Genomic DNA, 17,063 nt, shown 5'->3' on the forward strand with positions numbered 1-17,063 from the left:
CAAAACGACTGTTAGTATTTATTTTTAATGCAGCGGTTGTTTTTGATCGTCAAGCGTGAATCCTTCTCCCGCAACATCTCGGACTTCTATTATAGATACAAAAGCGTGTGGATCAACCTCATGAACAATAGATTTCAAGCGCACAACCTCATTGCGGCCAATGACACAATAAATCACTTCTTTTGGTTGCTTTGTAAAATGGCCATGACCTTCTAGTATAGTAATACCGCGTTCCATTCGTAATGCAATCATCTCAGCAATGGCACTAGATTTTTCAGATATAATAAGTGCTCCACGTGCTGCATATGCTCCTTCTTGAACAAAATCAATGACACGCGCGCCAACAAATACCGCAACGAGGGTATACATCATAGAGCGTGCATCTAAAAACGTTAGCCATGATAGGATAATGACAATAGCGTCAAAGATGAACATCGTTTTGCCCATACTCCAGCCAAAATATTTATGCCCAAGGCGAGCCAAAATATCTACACCACCAGTTGTACCACCGAAGCGAAAGACGATACCGAGCCCAAGTCCAACAAAAATCCCAGCAAAAAGAGCAACAAGTAACAGATCGTCCTCTAAATGAATGGTAAATTGATACTTTTGGAAAACTTTAAGGAAAACTGAAACAGATAAAGTTCCGACAAGCGTATAAATAAATGATTTTTTCCCAAGTAAACGATAACCAATAATAAACATTGGAATGTTTAATAGTAAATTCATTAAAGCAGGGTCCCAGCCTAGTGTAAAATAAAGTATGAGAGTAATCCCACTTAATCCACCTTCACCAAGTTGATTTTGCATGTTGAAGTGGACGAATCCAAAGCTAAAAATTGCTGCTCCGAGCATTATTGCAATGATATTGCGGATTTTGATCTGTTTTAGCATATGACCTCCTGGAGTTCCAAACAAATGAAGTAGTGCTATCTATTATCTGACATTTTATTGTTTTTGACAACAATGGTGTAAATTTTATACGATGGTAAGTAGGAGTGTGATTTCGATGACTGAACAAGTAACAATGCAAGCTTTACAGCAGCGTGTTGATGATTATATTGGGCAATTTAAAGAAGGCTATTTCCCACCATTCGAGTTGCTGGCACGTTTAACAGAGGAGCTTGGAGAATTGTCTCGCGAGGTGCAGGACGTCTACGGGCAAAAAAAGAAAAAGAGTACAGAGGAAGCGAATAGTATTGAAGAAGAATTAGGTGACTTTTTCTTTGTTTTAGTTTGCTTTGCAAATGCACAAGGTATTAAATTGGATGAAGCACTTTTACGCGTCATACATAAATTTGAAACAAGAGATAAGGGTCGCTGGACTAGAAAGGATGAAGAATGATGTCGATTCGTGTAGCAATAGCAGGACCTAGAGGAAAAATGGGGGCTGAAGCTGTACATACAGTTATGAAACATGACAAAATGGAATTAGTAGCTGTACTAGATTATAAGGAAGTAGGAAAAACATTAGCTGATTTAGAAATGTTTCCAGCAAGTTATACGGCACCGATTTTTACAGATATGCATGAACTTGTAGAGGCAACTGCGCCAGACGTATTAGTGGATTTAACAAACCCGCATGCAGTTTACAATCATACTAAAGAAGCCTTAAATTTAAATGTTCGACCTGTAATTGGTACAACAGGATTTACAGATGCACAACTAGACGAATTATCAGCAATGGCTAAAGAAAAAGAGCTAGGCTGTATTATTGCACCAAACTTTGCGATTGGAGCAATCCTGATGATGAAATTTGCCAAAGAAGCGGCAAAATATTTACCTGATGTTGAAATCATTGAAATGCACCACGATCAAAAGCTAGACGCGCCATCTGGAACAGCAGTTAAAACGGCACAATTGATTCAAGAGGTGCGAACATCAAAAATTCAAGGACATCCAGAGGAAAAGGAAACAATTGAGGGTGCAAGAGGGGCAGAATTTGATGGCATGCGCATTCACTCTGTTCGCTTACCTGGTTTAGTGGCACACCAGCAAGTGTTATTTGGTGGGGATGGGCAGCTATTAACAATTCGTCACGATTCATTAAATCGTAATTCTTTTATGTCTGGTGTAGCATTCTGCGTAGAAGAGGTTATGAAAATGGATCAACTTGTATATGGTTTAGAAAACATCATCTAAAGATTGGGATGGAACTTTATGAAAATCGCATTAATTGCACATGATCGTAAAAAAGATAATTTAGTACAGTTTGCTATTGCTTACCGAAATATTTTAAATGAGCACAAGCTGTATGCTACAGGTACAACAGGGCAACGTGTTATTGAAGCTACAGGCTTAGAGATAACACGTTTTCGCTCAGGTCCACTAGGTGGAGACCAACAAATTGGCGCAATGATTGCCAATAATGATATGGACATGGTCATTTTTTTCCGTGATCCTTTAACAGCACAACCACATGAGCCAGATGTTTCTGCACTTATTCGTCTTTGTGATGTTTATCAAGTGCCACTGGCCACAAATATGGGAACTGCAGAAATATTACTAAAAGGCCTACAAGAGGGCTTTGTGGATTGGAGACTGATTCAAGAAAGACGAAACTAAAAAAGACGTGATTTAGAAAGGATGATAATCGAATGAAAAAGCTAAAAATCGGCATTACCTGTTATCCAACAGTTGGAGGCTCTGGTGTTATTGCAACAGAATTAGGAAAAATGCTAGCAGAGAGAGGACACGAAATTCATTTCATCACCTCAAGCGTACCATTTCGATTGAATAAAATTTATCCAACCGTCTTTTTCCATGAAGTAGAAGTTAATAATTATTCAGTATTTCAATATTCGCCATATGATATAGCATTAGCGAGTAAAATGGCGGACGTGATTAAGGATGAAGAACTAGATGTGCTTCATGTACATTATGCAATACCACATGCTGTCTGTGCTGTTTTAGCACGTGAAATGAGTGGTCGTGACGTTGGGATTGTCACAACGCTACATGGTACAGATATTTCAGTGCTTGGGCAAGATTCCACCCTTTCACAGGCAATTAAGTATGGCATTAACAAATCGGATATCGTTACAACAGTGTCAGATGCATTAAAGCAACAAACCTACGAGCTTATTGATACGGTAAAACCAATTGACACGATTTACAACTTTGTTGATGAACGTGAATACTTCCCGCGCAATTCAGGGAACTTAAAAGAACAATTTGGGATTCAAGAAGATGAAAAAGTCATTATTCACGTATCTAACTTCCGTAAAATTAAGAATCTTCCAGATATTGTTGATTCTTTTATGAAGATTCGTGCAAACATGAAGGCAAAATTGTTGCTTGTAGGAGATGGTCCAGAAAAGCATCGTGTAATGGATCAAGTAAAGGAAAGTCCCTACATGAAGGATGTTCTATTTTTAGGCAAACAAGAAAACTTGGCTGAATTATATGCCATAGGTGACCTTAAATTATTGCTTTCACAGCAGGAATCATTCGGGCTTGTCTTACTTGAAGCAATGGCTTGTGGTGTACCTTGTATTGGATCGGCTGTAGGCGGTATTCCAGAAGTCATTGAGCATGGTGTAGATGGCTATTTAGTGGAATTAGGTGATACGGACGCAGTGGCAGAATATGCAGTGAACCTATTGCATGATGAAGAGAAATTACAACGTTTCCGAGAAGCAGCTATCCGTGCTGTTGATGAAAAATTCCACTCATCTAAAATTGTAGAGCAATATGAAAAATTGTACGAAAAGGTTGCTGAAAGAAATCATGCAAAACAATAAAGAATGGCAAGCAGCCTATTCAGTTATTGAACAACTAGAAAACGCTGGCTTTGAGGCAGTGGTCGTTGGTGGTGCGGTACGAGATACAATCCTCGGTCGACCTGCCCACGATGTAGATGTTGCAACTATTGCCATGCCAGAAGAAGTAAAGTCTATTTTTAATAACACGGTTGATGTAGGAATTCAGCATGGGACGGTACTTGTTATCGTGCCAGCTGGACCTGTGGAGGTAACGACATATCGCACAGATGGAGAATATACGGATCACCGTAGACCCGAGGAAGTGCAATTTGTACGTTCATTGAAAGAAGACTTACAACGCCGAGACTTTACAATGAATGCCATAGCTATGCGTCGTGATGGCTCTTTTGTTGATTTTTACGGAGGACGCCAAGATATTGAGGCTGGTATAATTCGAGCTGTTGGTGATGCACAGATCCGTTTTACAGAAGATGCTTTACGAATGCTTCGGGCTGTGCGTTTTTCAGCACAGCTTGGTTTTGAGATTGAATCAGAGACCTTACAAGCAATGCGGAACAAAGCTGCTGATATTTCTTGGATTGCAAAAGAACGCATAAAAGCAGAGCTCGATAAGCTATGGATAGGGAAAGCTGTTTTTAATGGCATAAGAGAGCTTGAAGAAAGTAGCTTAGGGAATTATTTGAATGGTAATTTTCAAGCTAATTACTGGTATGAGTTTAACGCTCAGGACAAGCTATTAGGCTGGGCATATTTTGCATTGCTACAGGGCGATCATTGGCGAGAGGTTCTAGGTAGCTATCGTTTATCGAATAAAGAGATGGCGTTTGTAAAAGCTGTGTTAGAAGCTTTAAAAGCATTAAAAAATGGCTGGACGAATATGGATTACTTTTTGTATGCACAACAGGAACTTGAGGCAGCTTGTTATTTTGCGGAGCTGAGACAGCTTGACGTTCAAATGCCACAGCAAAGTATTCATGAAATACAGACGAAGCTTCCCATTAGACACAAGCGAGAGCTCATTGTAAACGGTACAGATTTAATAAAATGGTCTGGACAAAAAGGTGGACCTTGGGTAAAAGAAGCGTTGCAGGCGATGCTTGAAGCAGTTGTGAATGGCAAGCTTGAAAATGACCGACAACAGATAAAGAATTGGATAGAACACTATTATTTCAAAAAAGAATGATAAACATCGATTTTTAAATGAGGAGCCGGTCTCAAAAAATGAATGAGACGGCTCCTTATTATTAATTTAAGCTCTATTTTTTGTTTCTATAATTTTTTTGCTTATCACCAAAAGTTGGAGATGACATTTGTTTAAACGCTTACCATGTGTATAAGTTGACCTTCGTTCCGGCTGGGTGACTCCTTGGGGATCAGCGATAGAGGAACGAAGGCTAAGAGCATCACGTCCTGTGATAACGTCTTCGTGACCAACATCCTTTTGGCCCAAGCGGCTTATCGGACGCCCCCAGGAAGCTTTTCTCTGTGCGAAAGCGTAGCGACAGCAACAACAAAGCGCCCAACCGGAACGGAAATCAACCACTCGTTATGACGGTGATCCAACGATAGTTAAAAATAACGAATAACGAATAGCTAAAAGATATTTGATGATAGATTGTGGTCAATTGTCATAATTTACAGTATGATAAATACAATTGAATCAATATTATGTAAGCAAATAAAAATATAGCAGAGTTTAATAAAGGATTGATTAGCATGAGTATTTCCATGAAGGATGAAATTTTAAAAAGAATATTAGCTGCTAATGGTGAAGCGGTTTCAGGTCAGGAGCTAGCAGATTCTCTTGGAGTATCACGTACAGCTGTATGGAAACATATGCAAACACTGCAGGAGGAAGGCTATACATTTGAAACTGTAAAGAAAAAAGGCTATGTGCTGACTGGCGTGCCAAATAGCTTAAGTCCAACACAAATTGAACTGTTTTTAAATACGGAACGCTTTGGACGTGAAATTCATTATTTTGATGTTGTAGATTCAACACAAACAATTGCCCATAAGCTTGCACAGGAAGGCGCTCCGCATGGCACCATCATAATCGGGGAAGAGCAAACTGCTGGTCGTGGTCGTATGGCGCGTCCGTGGGAATCTGCAAATGGTACAGGTATTTGGATGACCATTATTGTTAGACCGGATGTTACTCCTCAGCAAGCTTCATCGTATACGCTTGTCGTAGCAGTTGCGGTTACAATGGCTATTAAAACATTATATAAACATGTTGAGCCAGCCATTAAATGGCCAAATGATTTACTCGTTAAAGGTAAGAAATGTACTGGTATATTAACAGAAATGCAGGCTGAAGCGGACCGTGTACAAGCATTGCTAGTAGGCATAGGTATTAATGCAAACCAAGTCGACTCAGATTTCTCACCAGAAATTGCTGATATTGCGACATCTTTACGTTTAGAAGCGGGTGAGGAAATTAATCGTGCTGCCCTTGTCGCATCAATTTTACAATACTTAGAACAATTCACGGAATTATACGTGAAGGAGGGCTTTGCTAGCATTAAAATGCTATGGGAACAAATGTCATGTACCATTGGACAACGTATTGAAGTAACAACTTTACGCGGTCGCTTTGAAGGCATTGCCAGTGGGATTACCGATGAAGGTGTACTACAGCTAACAGAGGATGATGGCACTGTCCGAACAATTTATGCTGGAGATATAAAAATTTTATAGTAACATAAATGACAAGCATACTCTTACAAGAACGTATATTTTCGAATCCGAAAATATACGTTCTTTCGTATTTTTCGAAATACATTTAGCTCCGTAAATTTTTAATTTTTTTCTCGTTTGTAGTCTTGTCTAAAGAAAACAAGAGAAAGTATTAGTAAAATTATTGGAAGAAAAAAGAATCCAGAGTCATATTTAACTGAATGCTCCATTTTTAGTCCGAACAAATAAATGAATAAAGTAAAAGAAACAGATAAAGAGATTGTTCCCGCTATAGTTTTCATTACAAGCCCCCCATTATCTAAATAGTTCTCTACTTTATTTTTTCTTTAACCTTATCAATATCATTCCATACATAAATAAGCTCTTCTACTATTTTTCCGCCAATTTTAATTTCGATGTTATTGATATATTGTGCTCCATAATATTCATAGAAATTACGTGTTTTATTTTCTGCTAATACTTAGACAAATACTTTTTCGTATCCTTTTTGTTTAAAATAAGTGAATATTTCTTTGAGTAGTTGTTTACCGATACCCTTTCCATGATATTCTTCTAAAAGATATATAGAAGTTAAATCAATTGCATTCGGTACTGAATTAGTTTTTCGTGTGCCACCAGTTGCAAAACCGATTATTTCATCTTGTTCATTTTCCGCCACCAGTACATAATTCGTAGCATCTGAAATATTCTTCTTCCAAAGCTCTGTTCGCTGCTCGTAAGATAAATTATTCAAAAAATCATCTGGAAGAATGCCTTTATATGTTGTTCGCCAACTATCAACATGTACTTTTCCTATACCTTGAGCATCTTGAATATTTGCTTTTCTAATTTTCATATTGATCACCTCAAAAATTGTATTTTATGACTAAGCTGACGCCGTAACTGACCTGATTCACCTCAGATTCTGCCTTAACTTACAAGAACCGATTGCTCTGATGAAAATTCCTATCCATCTGCTCGAATTTAATTTATATTTCTAAAATATGGGTACAGAATCATTGTGCAATAAACGGAAAATTCTTACTAATATTCAGAGGGAAGAACTGAATCATATAAACTAAAAAGGCAGAGTGGAGGCTGGGCGACTCCTCGGGATCATCGGACGCCCCCAGGAAGCTCTACTCTGCGCGAAAGCGAAGCGTCAGCGGCAAATGTTTTATCTGTGCGAAAGCGAAGCGACAGCAACAAATGTTTTATCTGCGCGAAAGCGAAGCGTCAGCGGCAAAGCGCCCAGTCAGAACGGAAATCAACCCCTCGTTTTGCCAAGAGCCATACTTTTTTAATATGGCATCATATCATAAAGGCAGAATCACAGTGTGATTCTGCCTTAACATCATCATAATAAATAGATGATTTTTATAGCCTTCTTTATTTAAACCTTAACTGTAAGTCACCATATGAAAGTGTTACTTTTAGTTGGTTATCACCGTTGTAAGATTGCGATACTTTGCTGTTTTGATCCTTGTTATCGACTGTAAGATCCCCGAAGTCAGTTTCTAATTCAAAGCCAAGTTCACTTTTTTTATTTTGTAAATGAAGTGTAGCATCTCCAAAGTCAGACGTAATAGTGGATTGACCATTTAATGTTCCATCAATGTTAATATCACCATGTTCACTTTCGGCAATGAAGCCATTACTTGAAAATTGCTGTAGCTTCATATCACCAAACGATTGTGAAATCTCTGTTTTATCACCAGTAGTGTTTTTAAATAGTATATCTCCGAAATCTTCAATTAAATTTAACCGCTGATAATTCAGGCCACGAATGGTTGTATCCCCAAAATTACTATCAAGGACAACGGTTTTCAATTTTACATCTGATGGAACATAGATTTTAATAGAAGGAGTTCTAAAGCTACCAAACCCGAATTGAAAACCATTCTTCTTCTTAACCTTTGTTTCAACAGTTAATGTATTATCTTTAATACTGTACGTCACATCACCATCTTTAACAACATTTGTTTCTAATGCATAACGATCACTAGTAACAATTTCAACATCTCCATAGTGATTGTAAATATTGAGATTAGTGAAATCATCTAGTTTATAGGAATTGTTTACTAGTTTATTGTTCTCTGGCAATTGAATGCCTTCATCATTTAACACAAAGCTCCATTTTCCACCAGAGAAATAACCAACTAGGGCTAACAGTATGCCGAAAGCAATCATAGTCATAGCGATATGTGTATGGCGAGACGTCATTAGTATCCCTCCTTACGTTTCTTCATTATTTTATGGAATAGTTTACCTAATGCTTCAACACAAACAACAACGATTTTTTTGATAAAACGAGCAACGATTGGGAAAAGCAGAATGCCCAAACCTGTTACAATAAAGCCAACACCCATAAAGAGTAACGCTGTTGGCCAATGCTGAGTTAAAATGAAGAAGCCTGAAATAAGTGCAACAATTCCACCGAAGAAGATACTAAGTACAATTGCTATAATCGCAATGATAAAGCTGAAAATGACTGCACCAAAAGAAAAGATAAGTGCTATAGCAACTGCGAGTAATGGTAATGAAAGTGGGGCAGATAATATTGCTAGAATGATGAGCCAAATAGCAGTCACATTCTTCTTAGTCGAAGTCGAGGTTGCTTCTAAATCTTTTAATGCAGAGTCCGCCATTATTTGTGATGCAACATGAGAAGGGGAGCCTAACTGTTGAATAACCTGCTGTTCGTTTTCCTCTCCTGCTTCATCGAAATATTCCTCATAATAGGCAAGCGCAGCATCAACCTCATGCGCTGGAAGACGTTGTAATTTCCCCCGTAGCTTTTTTAAATAGCTTGCTCTATTCATCTTATTTCCCTCCTAAAAGTACATAATCAACCTTTTCTTTATACATATGCCATTCCTTTAATAGCTCCAGTAATCGTATTCGACCTTGCTTGGTAATTTGGTAATAGCGTCTATTTCTGCCTTGATAGGGCTGATCGTAGGTTGTTAAATAATTTGCTTTTTGTAAGCGACGTAATACTGGGTACAGCGTAGATTCTGATATATCCATCACAGATTGTACTTGCTGTGTTAATGAGTAGCCATAAGCATCCTCTTTATCGACGATGGCCAGTACACAAGCGTCAAGTAAAGCTGAGCCAAGCTGAAATGTCATCTTTTCTCACCTCACATTTTATTACCTATACGAGGTTTTATATTATATGTCGTATAGTATTTTGATAGTATATGACGTATAGCATTAATTGTCAAATTTTATTAAAAAGTTTATGCGGAAAATAAAAGTGTTAAGCCGCTCTATGACATTACGATGAGAGACATTATAAAAGCGTCAGGAGTAAGTCAAGGTGGGATTTATCGTTATTATTCAGATTTGGACGAGATACTTGTTGATGTCATTAATCAGGTAAATGCTAAGGCAGACTATAAACATGTTATCGATGAAATTATAATTACGAGTAATTCTCCCACAAAAACGATCATTAATTTATTTACTTTTCTTGGTGAGTACATTATGGAAAACTTATCAACAGTTGGTAAAATCCAATTTGAGCTCACAATTTTATGTGCAAACCATCCAGATAGACAAAAGAAAATTTTATCGAACATTGCTGAGAATGAAAGCGGACAATACTTGATGCAGCAAATTCTTCATTCAATTCATGAGGGGATTTCTTTAGGGTGCTTTCAGCCAGAGATTTCGATAGAGAATCTATCTACTTTTATGATGACATCCATTGATGGCATTGTGAGGGACGTTGTCTTGCAAAAATGTTACGGGGTGTTTTCAAATGATCAAGTGCAGTTTGATGAGATTCGTTTGATGAAGACACTTTGCAAATCCGTATTATTACTATTGGGTACGAAAGAAGGAGAGGATACAAGTTGGGAATAGAGGTAAGAAGATTTCTATTTTATACCTTTGCAACGTCTTGGATAATATGGGGGAGTTTAGCCTTATTAACGCAGCTAGATTTGCTGAAGTTTGGCAATGCGATATCAATGTTATTATTTATTCTTGGCGGAATTACTCCAGCAATTTGTGAGATTTGGCTAAAAAAGAAATATTCGACTAAAGACGAGTTCAAATCATTTATCCATAATGTGAAAAATCCTAAGCATCCTGTATCTTGGTACATATTTGCAATCGGATTAGCATTTTTGGCTTGTTTTTTACCAACTCTATGGGGCGGAGCAACTATGGAGAATCCAATGTATTTGGCGTTATTTGAATTGCCGATCATGATTATTGGTGGTGGGTTGGAAGAAATCGGCTGGCGTGGTTTTTTACAGCCTTCATTACAAAAAAGATGGTCTCCCTTCATAAGTACAATAATTGTTGGTGTAATTTGGACAGTTTGGCATCTGCCATTATGGTTTGTCATTGGATCAAACCAAATGAATATGAACTTCCTATGGTTTTCCCTAACAGCTTTAGCGCTATCCTTTTTATTGACGATCATTTACCTATCCACTAAAAGTATTTTTCTCTGTATTATTTTCCACGCTTTCATCAATTCATTATGGAATGTCTTTGTACCTGTTACAAATGTAATGTCTGGTTTATTAACATTATTATTGGCTCTGTTCCTATTTACAGTGTTTGAAGTTTATCGAAAATCAAGCCTTCAGAAACGAATGGTTTGAATCTGGAAATATTTATAAATCGTAATTATTAGAAAATAATATTTGAAGATTACTAGGGGAATCTGTTATAGTATGTGCGAAGGGCAGTATCCTTTTGTGAACGGCACCTTCAAAACGTCAGAACTATTTACAATAAATATCTGCCTTGATCTTTTAATGACAGGGACGGAAGAAAACAAGCGTTCAAAAATATAACTTAATTTAATGGAATGGGCAATTCACTTGATTACCCCCTTTATTAAGTTATGGCCTCTATTCAAAAACGTGAGGTGATTTTTGATGACGAACGAAACACTACCCTTCTGTCCATTTTAGGAACAGAGGGGTTTTTCTGTTTTCTTTCCTTAAAAAAAGGAGGACTACATGATGAAAACGACTTCAGATTTTTTAAAGATGAAGGCGGCAGGTGAGAAAATCGTTATGCTAACTGCATATGATTATCCTGCTGCAAAATTTGCCGAGGAAGCAGGCGTAGATATGATTCTAGTGGGAGATTCACTAGGTATGGTAGTACTAGGCTATGATTCTACAATGCCAGTAACAGTAGCCGATATGGTTCATCATGCAAAAGCAGTGCGCCGCGGGGCAAAGAATACGTTTGTTGTTGTTGATATGCCATTTGGTTCGTACCATGGTGATGTAAACGAGACGTTGAAAACAGCGGTATTTATGATGCAGGAAACAGGAGCAGATGCACTAAAGTTAGAGGGGGCAGACGATGTTCTACCAGCAATTCGTAAATTAACGTCAGCTGGCATTCCGGTGGTAGCTCATTTAGGTTTATTACCTCAATCAGCAGGAGTGCTTGGTGGCTACAAAGTTCAGGGTAAAACAGCTGAACAGGCAACGAAACTCATTGAAGATGCAAAAAAATGTCAAGAGGCTGGAGCGTGTGCAGTCGTCTTAGAATGTATTCCGCATCAGCTAACAGAGATGGTATCCGCTAATCTTATTATTCCAACGATTGGTATTGGAGCTGGAGTGGAGGCTGATGGACAAGTATTGGTTTATCATGACATGTTAAGCTACGGTTCACATCATGTACCGAAATTTGTGGAACAGTTTGCTAATATGGGCTCAGAAGCAAGCCGTGGAATTGCTAGTTACGTGGAAGCGGTAAAAGCAAGTACATTCCCTGCACCGAAGCATTTCTTCACGATGAAAGAAGAAGCATTGGATCAGCTATATGGGGGCGTAAAGTAATGAAAGTCGTAACTACTATAGAAGCATTAACTGTAGAAGTCCAAGCAGCTAAGCAAGCCCAAAAAACAATTGGACTAGTTCCAACAATGGGCTATTTACATGAGGGTCATTTAACGTTGGCAAAAACGGCTCGTGCCGAAAATGATTTAGTCGTTATGAGTATATTTGTAAACCCAACACAATTTGAGCCAGACGAAGACTTTGAAAGCTATCCGCGTGATTTGCCAAGGGATACTGCATTGGCAGAGTCTGTCGGTGTAGATATTATTTTCGCACCAAGTGTTGAAGAAATGTATCCTCACGATGGTGGCATTCGTATTCATGCGGGTGATCAGGCAACAATTCTTTGTGGGGCGAGCCGACCAGGACATTTTGATGGCGTTTTACAGGTCGTATCAAAATTATTTCATGTAGCACAGCCAACACGAGCTTATTTCGGACAAAAGGATGCACAACAAGTGGCTATTATTACAACGATGGTACGCGATTTTAACTTCTCGTTAGAAATGCGAGTAGTACCCATTGTACGTGAGGAGGATGGTTTAGCCAAATCCTCTCGTAATGTCTATTTAAGTGAAGCGGAGCGTCTTGAAGCACCTGCAATTAATGAAGCGTTACAGCTTGCTCGTGATAGCTTTTTAGCAAATGGTGATGCAGCGAATGCGCTTGCTAAAGCAAAGGCACATATTGCAGCCCGTACACATGGGGAAATTGACTATATTGAGCTATTAGCGTATCCAGATTTAACACCAGTAACAGCTGAAACGGAGCAAGTCCTGTTGGCAGCGGCCGTCTTTATTGGTAAAACTCGTTTAATTGATAATTGTATCTTTAATGTGAAAGAAGGGCTGTAAAATGCTACGAATGATGATGAACAGTAAAATCCACCGTGCTACAGTGACACAGGCAGATTTAAACTATGTTGGGTCCATTACGATTGATGAGGATATTTTAGATGCAGTAGGTATGCTACCAAACGAAAAGGTGCATATCGTTAATAACAACAATGGGGCACGCTTTGAAACCTATATTATTGCAGGGGAGCGTGGATCAGGCGTTATTTGTGTTAACGGTGCAGCAGCACGACTAGTACAACGGGGAGATATTGTAATTATTATTTCTTATGTGTATGTAGATAATAAAGAGGCAAAAGATCATCAGCCAACAGTAGCCATTATGGGAGAAGGTAATACTATTAAAGAAATGATATCCTATGAGCCAGAAGCAACAGTGATGTAGTGTGATAAAAGTGGGTACTACTTTGTAACTTTAAAGACAATATATTAAAACAGTGTACATTACTAAATTAATTTTAATGATGTACACTTTTTTGTTGTAGTGAAAAAAGTTAAATATGAGATTTACCGACTCATCGGACGCCCCAGGAAGCTTTGCTCTGCGCGAAAGCGAAGCGTCAGCGGCAATGTTTTATCTGTACGAAAGCGAAGCGGCAGCAACAAATGTTTTATCTGTGCGAAAGCGAAGCGGCAGCAACAAATGTTTTATCTGTGCGAAAGCGAAGCGGCAGCAACAAAGCGCCTAGTCGGAACGTAAATCAATCACACGTTATGGTGACGGGCCATGTTTTTACAAATATTATATATTAATTTGAAAATTGTTACTATAAATCCTGATAATCGTTCAGAAGTCTTTTTTATGACCAATCAACAGTGGTGATGGGATGCCGCTGAGCCAAATATATGATAAAATTCATCTATCTAATGTGAACTGTGAGTTGAGATGTATGATGGAAAGTCAAAAGTATGCAATTGTAGATTTAGAGACGACTGGTCATTCACCGGCAAATGGGGACCGAATGATTCAAATAGCAATTGTTATTATGAAAGATTGGAAAATTGAAAAAACGTATACGAAGTTTATTTATCCAGGTAAGGCCATTCCAACTTTCATTCAGGATTTAACGCATATTACCAATGAGGATGTAAAGGATGCCTTGCCGTTTGAGGCACATGCCGACTACATATATGAACTGCTTGCTGATTGTGTATTTGTCGCGCATAATGCGGATTTTGACTTATCCTTTTTACAAGCAGAATTCAAGCGTGCAGGCTTACCGAAATGGCAGGGTAAAAAGATGGATACGGTTGAGCTTGCAAAAATATTGTTCCCGATGTCACTCGGCTTTAAGCTAGGTGATTTAGCGGCAGATTTAAATATAGAGCTAACAAATGCACACCGAGCAGACGACGATGCGCGTGCAACGGCTGAGCTCTTTAAACGTTGCTGGAAGGAGCTACTCGGTCTCCCACAGCTAACTCTTGAACAAATGCATAAGCGTTCATTCAGATTAAAATCAAATTTATCCCAGCTTTTCTTCGAGGCTCTTCAAATTAAACGACAGCATATAACTGCCAATGAGAATGTCTCCTACTACCGTAATTTGGCCATTTGTGATGGAAGAAAAAAGCATTCAAATAATGCAGAGATTGTATCGTACCCACGATCAGCAGTTGATAAAACATCATTAATGACAAAGGCGATGCCGAATTTTGAGCAACGACCTGCACAATTCGAGATGATGGATACTATTTGGCATGCGCTAAATGACAAAAGAGAGTGCGTTATTGAGGCCTCAACAGGTATTGGTAAAACAGCGGGCTATCTACTTCCTGCGATTTTGTATGCTCGAGCAGTCGATAAAAAAATTGCGATTAGCACATATACATCACACTTGCAGGAGCAGCTTGTTGAAGAAGAACTACCAAAGATTGAAAAAATCCTTGGCACTAAAGTAAATATTGCTGTTCTGAAGGGCATGCAGCATTATATTGACGTTGCACGATTCGAGCAATGTATGGCTTATGCTGATGAATCCTATGATGATACCTTTACGATTTTGCAGATTCTCGTCTGGCTTACGAAAACAGAAACTGGTGTGTTAAGTGAGCTCAATGTTTCTGGTGGTGGACAGCTATTTTTAGAGAAAATCCGCAAAATGCCTGATGAGAAATCTTCAAAGGGCTTTGATTTCTATGAGCAAGCGTTAAAAAATAGTGAATTTGCCGATTGTATTGTAACCAACCATTCCATGGTACTCAGTGATTTAGTCCGTCAAACACCTATCTTTACACAAATCGACGGATGGATCATTGATGAAGCACATCAATTTGTACAATCCGCAATGCAGCAGGACGAAATAGTCTTCTCCTATACGCAGTGGAAGTACATTTTCGGTCAAATTGGAACAATGGAGGAAACTGCCTTATTCCAACAATTTAGTCAGGCAGCTAAGAAAAAACAACGTGTTTCTATGCAAAGCTTGCAGCGACTAGATGCACAATTTATACGCCTACAACGAACATTTGATGAAACAATTCAGCGAGCAGTGCAAAAAATGCAGCAGCAAATAAAAGGTAAACAAGTTAGTAGCAAATACACCTTATTTTTGGAGGATATATCGCTAGCAAAAGAACCGCTTTTACAAGTGAGCAAACTCACACAACAATGGCTTGATCTTGCTGCAGAAGTAGGCCAGGCCTTCGAAAATAATATTGAGCAATTAAATAAAAACGAGCTCTATATATTATCAGAGTGGCATTATTGGATCCGTGAAATGAAGGTCAAAATCGCTGAGTGGGAGGAAATTTTCCTATCGTCACATGATGATAATTCAGTATGGCTAGAATTTGATTTACGTAGTGTTCCAGGAAGCTTGCATGTCTTTAAAAAGCCTGTTAATGTCACGCCTATTATCGAAGAAGTACTTGCGCCACTTCGTAAGCAGGCAAGTATTGTGTGGACGTCAGGGACATTAACTGTGCCAGGCAATGAGCGTTTTGTGACGCGTCAGCTTGGTATTTCTGATAGTGTGCAAGTGATAAAGCTACAAGCGCCACCATCCTATTATGCAGGAGCGAAGGCATTTATTGTCACAGATATGCCTGATATTCAACATGTGTCACAGGATGAATATATCGAAGCAGTTGCGCACGCCATTACACGCACGGTACGGATGACTGAAGGACGTTGTTTTGTCCTATTTACCGCACAGGACATGCTTCGAAAAACAGTGGAGCTTATTCAAGATAGTGAACTCCTTGATGACTATATGCTCTTTGCACAAGGCGTCACAGGTGGTAGCCGTATGCGAATCTTGAAATCATTCCAAAAGTTTAGTCACTCCGTTCTTTTTGGTACTAACAGCTTCTGGGAAGGTGTAGACGTTCCAGGTGATGCACTTGCATCGGTTATTGTTGTACGCCTGCCGTTCTCCTCACCAGAAGAGCCTGTATTTAAGGCACGAGCAAAACATATTACCGCACAAGGTCGCAATTCCTTCAATGAGTTATCACTACCAGAAGCCATCATGCGTTTTAAACAAGGCTTTGGTCGTTTAATCCGTTCATCACAGGACAAAGGAGCCTTTATCGTTTTGGACCGCCGCATTTCAACAAAGTCGTACGGTAAGGAGTTTATCAACGCTCTACCACCGATTGATGTAAAGAAATTGCAGCTACCTGAGTTGATAAAGGAACTTAATAATTGGCAGAAATAAATGGAATCCCTTTTAGCAGTTTTGCTAAAGGGGGTTTTTGTGTAGGGTTTAAATTTAGCCTATAAGTATGGCTTGGGCAGAGAGAATAGGGAGTGGAATGCCAAGTCGGTTTGATAAAAGTCATCTCCTCAGAGAAAGAGGGCAAATGGCGAAGCAAAATATAAGTTACCCCGAGCAATACAACAACCAATTAATACTAAATAAGAAAAGCCCACGTAGACCTAAGGTGACTACGTGGGCAAACTATAATAATATAATTCATTTTTATAAAAATAACTTTTCTTCTCTAGGACAGAAAATCTTTTGGATTAAACA

Annotated in this window: 20 protein-coding genes; 15 read left to right on the forward strand and 5 right to left on the reverse strand. The window is 38.7% G+C overall.

Translation table 11 applies throughout. The features are described 5' to 3' along the window. Positions 1 to 24: 24 nt before the first annotated feature. Positions 25 to 894, reverse strand: coding sequence for a YitT family protein (locus FJQ98_RS08525; RefSeq protein ID WP_053593556.1), 870 nt, complete (start codon positions 892 to 894; stop codon positions 25 to 27). 115 nt (positions 895 to 1,009) lie between these two features. Here FJQ98_RS08525 and FJQ98_RS08530 point away from each other — a divergent pair, with 115 nt between their 5' ends. The 7 genes from FJQ98_RS08530 to FJQ98_RS08560 all read left to right on the forward strand — a co-directional run bounded on the left by FJQ98_RS08530 (position 1,010) and on the right by FJQ98_RS08560 (position 6,425). Continuing rightward, on the forward strand, positions 1,010 to 1,345 hold the full coding sequence (locus FJQ98_RS08530) for a nucleotide pyrophosphohydrolase (protein ID WP_053593555.1): 336 nt from the start codon (positions 1,010 to 1,012) through the stop codon (positions 1,343 to 1,345). Further along, positions 1,345 to 2,142 carry a 4-hydroxy-tetrahydrodipicolinate reductase gene (dapB, locus tag FJQ98_RS08535; RefSeq protein WP_053593554.1) on the forward strand — a complete coding sequence of 266 codons (798 nt, stop codon included), beginning with the start codon at positions 1,345 to 1,347 and terminating at the stop codon, positions 2,140 to 2,142. The genes FJQ98_RS08530 and dapB overlap by 1 nt, the downstream gene beginning before the upstream one ends. Positions 2,143 to 2,160: 18 nt before the next feature. Further along, complete coding sequence (gene mgsA / locus FJQ98_RS08540; RefSeq protein ID WP_053593553.1) at positions 2,161 to 2,565, forward strand: methylglyoxal synthase; 405 nt, start codon at positions 2,161 to 2,163, stop codon at positions 2,563 to 2,565. Positions 2,566 to 2,597: 32 nt separating this feature from the next. Beyond that, positions 2,598 to 3,743: an N-acetyl-alpha-D-glucosaminyl L-malate synthase BshA gene (gene bshA / locus FJQ98_RS08545; RefSeq protein ID WP_053593552.1), complete on the forward strand. Its 1,146-nt coding sequence runs from the start codon at positions 2,598 to 2,600 to the stop codon at positions 3,741 to 3,743. Continuing rightward, the gene (locus tag FJQ98_RS08550) at positions 3,730 to 4,908 is read left to right on the forward strand and encodes a CCA tRNA nucleotidyltransferase (RefSeq protein ID WP_053593551.1); all 1,179 of its coding nucleotides are present in this window, start codon (positions 3,730 to 3,732) and stop codon (positions 4,906 to 4,908) included. Before bshA ends, FJQ98_RS08550 begins: the two co-directional genes overlap by 14 nt. A gap of 183 nt (positions 4,909 to 5,091) precedes the next feature. After that, entirely contained in the window at positions 5,092 to 5,277 is a 186-nt protein-coding gene (locus FJQ98_RS08555; protein WP_143114652.1) for a hypothetical protein, read from the forward strand. 164 nt (positions 5,278 to 5,441) lie between these two features. Continuing rightward, positions 5,442 to 6,425 carry a biotin--[acetyl-CoA-carboxylase] ligase gene (locus FJQ98_RS08560; protein WP_053593549.1) on the forward strand — a complete coding sequence of 328 codons (984 nt, stop codon included), beginning with the start codon at positions 5,442 to 5,444 and terminating at the stop codon, positions 6,423 to 6,425. Positions 6,426 to 6,885: 460 nt separating this feature from the next. Here the strand turns inward: FJQ98_RS08560 and FJQ98_RS08565 are convergent, their stop codons facing one another. Then, positions 6,886 to 7,260, reverse strand: a complete 375-nt coding sequence (locus FJQ98_RS08565; protein WP_343069260.1) for a GNAT family N-acetyltransferase — start codon at positions 7,258 to 7,260, stop codon at positions 6,886 to 6,888. Between the two features lie 235 nt (positions 7,261 to 7,495). Between FJQ98_RS08565 and FJQ98_RS08570 the strand changes: the two genes are divergently transcribed. Then, positions 7,496 to 7,708, forward strand: a complete 213-nt coding sequence (locus FJQ98_RS08570; RefSeq protein WP_143114650.1) for a hypothetical protein — start codon at positions 7,496 to 7,498, stop codon at positions 7,706 to 7,708. Between the two features lie 85 nt (positions 7,709 to 7,793). Here the strand turns inward: FJQ98_RS08570 and FJQ98_RS08575 are convergent, their stop codons facing one another. Genes FJQ98_RS08575 through FJQ98_RS08585 form a run of 3 tightly spaced genes read right to left on the reverse strand, consistent with a single transcriptional unit; the run spans position 7,794 to position 9,539 of the window. After that, on the reverse strand, positions 7,794 to 8,627 hold the full coding sequence (locus tag FJQ98_RS08575) for a DUF4097 family beta strand repeat-containing protein (RefSeq protein ID WP_053593547.1): 834 nt from the start codon (positions 8,625 to 8,627) through the stop codon (positions 7,794 to 7,796). Beyond that, entirely contained in the window at positions 8,627 to 9,226 is a 600-nt protein-coding gene (locus FJQ98_RS08580) for a DUF1700 domain-containing protein (RefSeq protein ID WP_053593546.1), read from the reverse strand. Before FJQ98_RS08580 ends, FJQ98_RS08575 begins: the two co-directional genes overlap by 1 nt. A 1-nt stretch (position 9,227) precedes the next feature. Further along, positions 9,228 to 9,539 (reverse strand): PadR family transcriptional regulator, encoded by a 312-nt coding sequence (locus FJQ98_RS08585; RefSeq protein ID WP_053593545.1) that lies wholly within the window; start codon positions 9,537 to 9,539, stop codon positions 9,228 to 9,230. Positions 9,540 to 9,692: 153 nt separating this feature from the next. Here FJQ98_RS08585 and FJQ98_RS08590 point away from each other — a divergent pair, with 153 nt between their 5' ends. The 7 genes from FJQ98_RS08590 to dinG all read left to right on the forward strand — a co-directional run bounded on the left by FJQ98_RS08590 (position 9,693) and on the right by dinG (position 16,748). Continuing rightward, positions 9,693 to 10,277, forward strand: a complete 585-nt coding sequence (locus FJQ98_RS08590) for a TetR/AcrR family transcriptional regulator (RefSeq protein ID WP_075807194.1) — start codon at positions 9,693 to 9,695, stop codon at positions 10,275 to 10,277. Then, positions 10,268 to 11,029 (forward strand): CPBP family intramembrane glutamic endopeptidase, encoded by a 762-nt coding sequence (locus tag FJQ98_RS08595; RefSeq protein WP_053593543.1) that lies wholly within the window; start codon positions 10,268 to 10,270, stop codon positions 11,027 to 11,029. Before FJQ98_RS08590 ends, FJQ98_RS08595 begins: the two co-directional genes overlap by 10 nt. Before the next feature lie 366 nt (positions 11,030 to 11,395). Beyond that, positions 11,396 to 12,232 (forward strand): 3-methyl-2-oxobutanoate hydroxymethyltransferase, encoded by an 837-nt coding sequence (gene panB / locus FJQ98_RS08600; RefSeq protein ID WP_053593542.1) that lies wholly within the window; start codon positions 11,396 to 11,398, stop codon positions 12,230 to 12,232. Continuing rightward, positions 12,232 to 13,086 (forward strand): pantoate--beta-alanine ligase, encoded by an 855-nt coding sequence (gene panC / locus FJQ98_RS08605; protein WP_053593541.1) that lies wholly within the window; start codon positions 12,232 to 12,234, stop codon positions 13,084 to 13,086. Before panB ends, panC begins: the two co-directional genes overlap by 1 nt. A gap of 1 nt (position 13,087) precedes the next feature. Then, positions 13,088 to 13,471, forward strand: coding sequence for an aspartate 1-decarboxylase (panD, locus tag FJQ98_RS08610; protein WP_053593540.1), 384 nt, complete (start codon positions 13,088 to 13,090; stop codon positions 13,469 to 13,471). Positions 13,472 to 13,586: 115 nt separating this feature from the next. Further along, a complete protein-coding gene (locus tag FJQ98_RS08615) occupies positions 13,587 to 13,775 on the forward strand; it encodes a hypothetical protein (protein ID WP_201406673.1) in 189 nt (62 codons plus the stop codon). 201 nt (positions 13,776 to 13,976) lie between these two features. Then, on the forward strand, positions 13,977 to 16,748 hold the full coding sequence (dinG, locus tag FJQ98_RS08620) for an ATP-dependent DNA helicase DinG (protein ID WP_053593539.1): 2,772 nt from the start codon (positions 13,977 to 13,979) through the stop codon (positions 16,746 to 16,748). Positions 16,749 to 17,063 lie beyond the last annotated feature (315 nt).

Origin of the sequence: Lysinibacillus agricola, from assembly GCF_016638705.1 — a bacterium.
GTDB lineage: Bacteria > Bacillota > Bacilli > Bacillales_A > Planococcaceae > Lysinibacillus > Lysinibacillus agricola.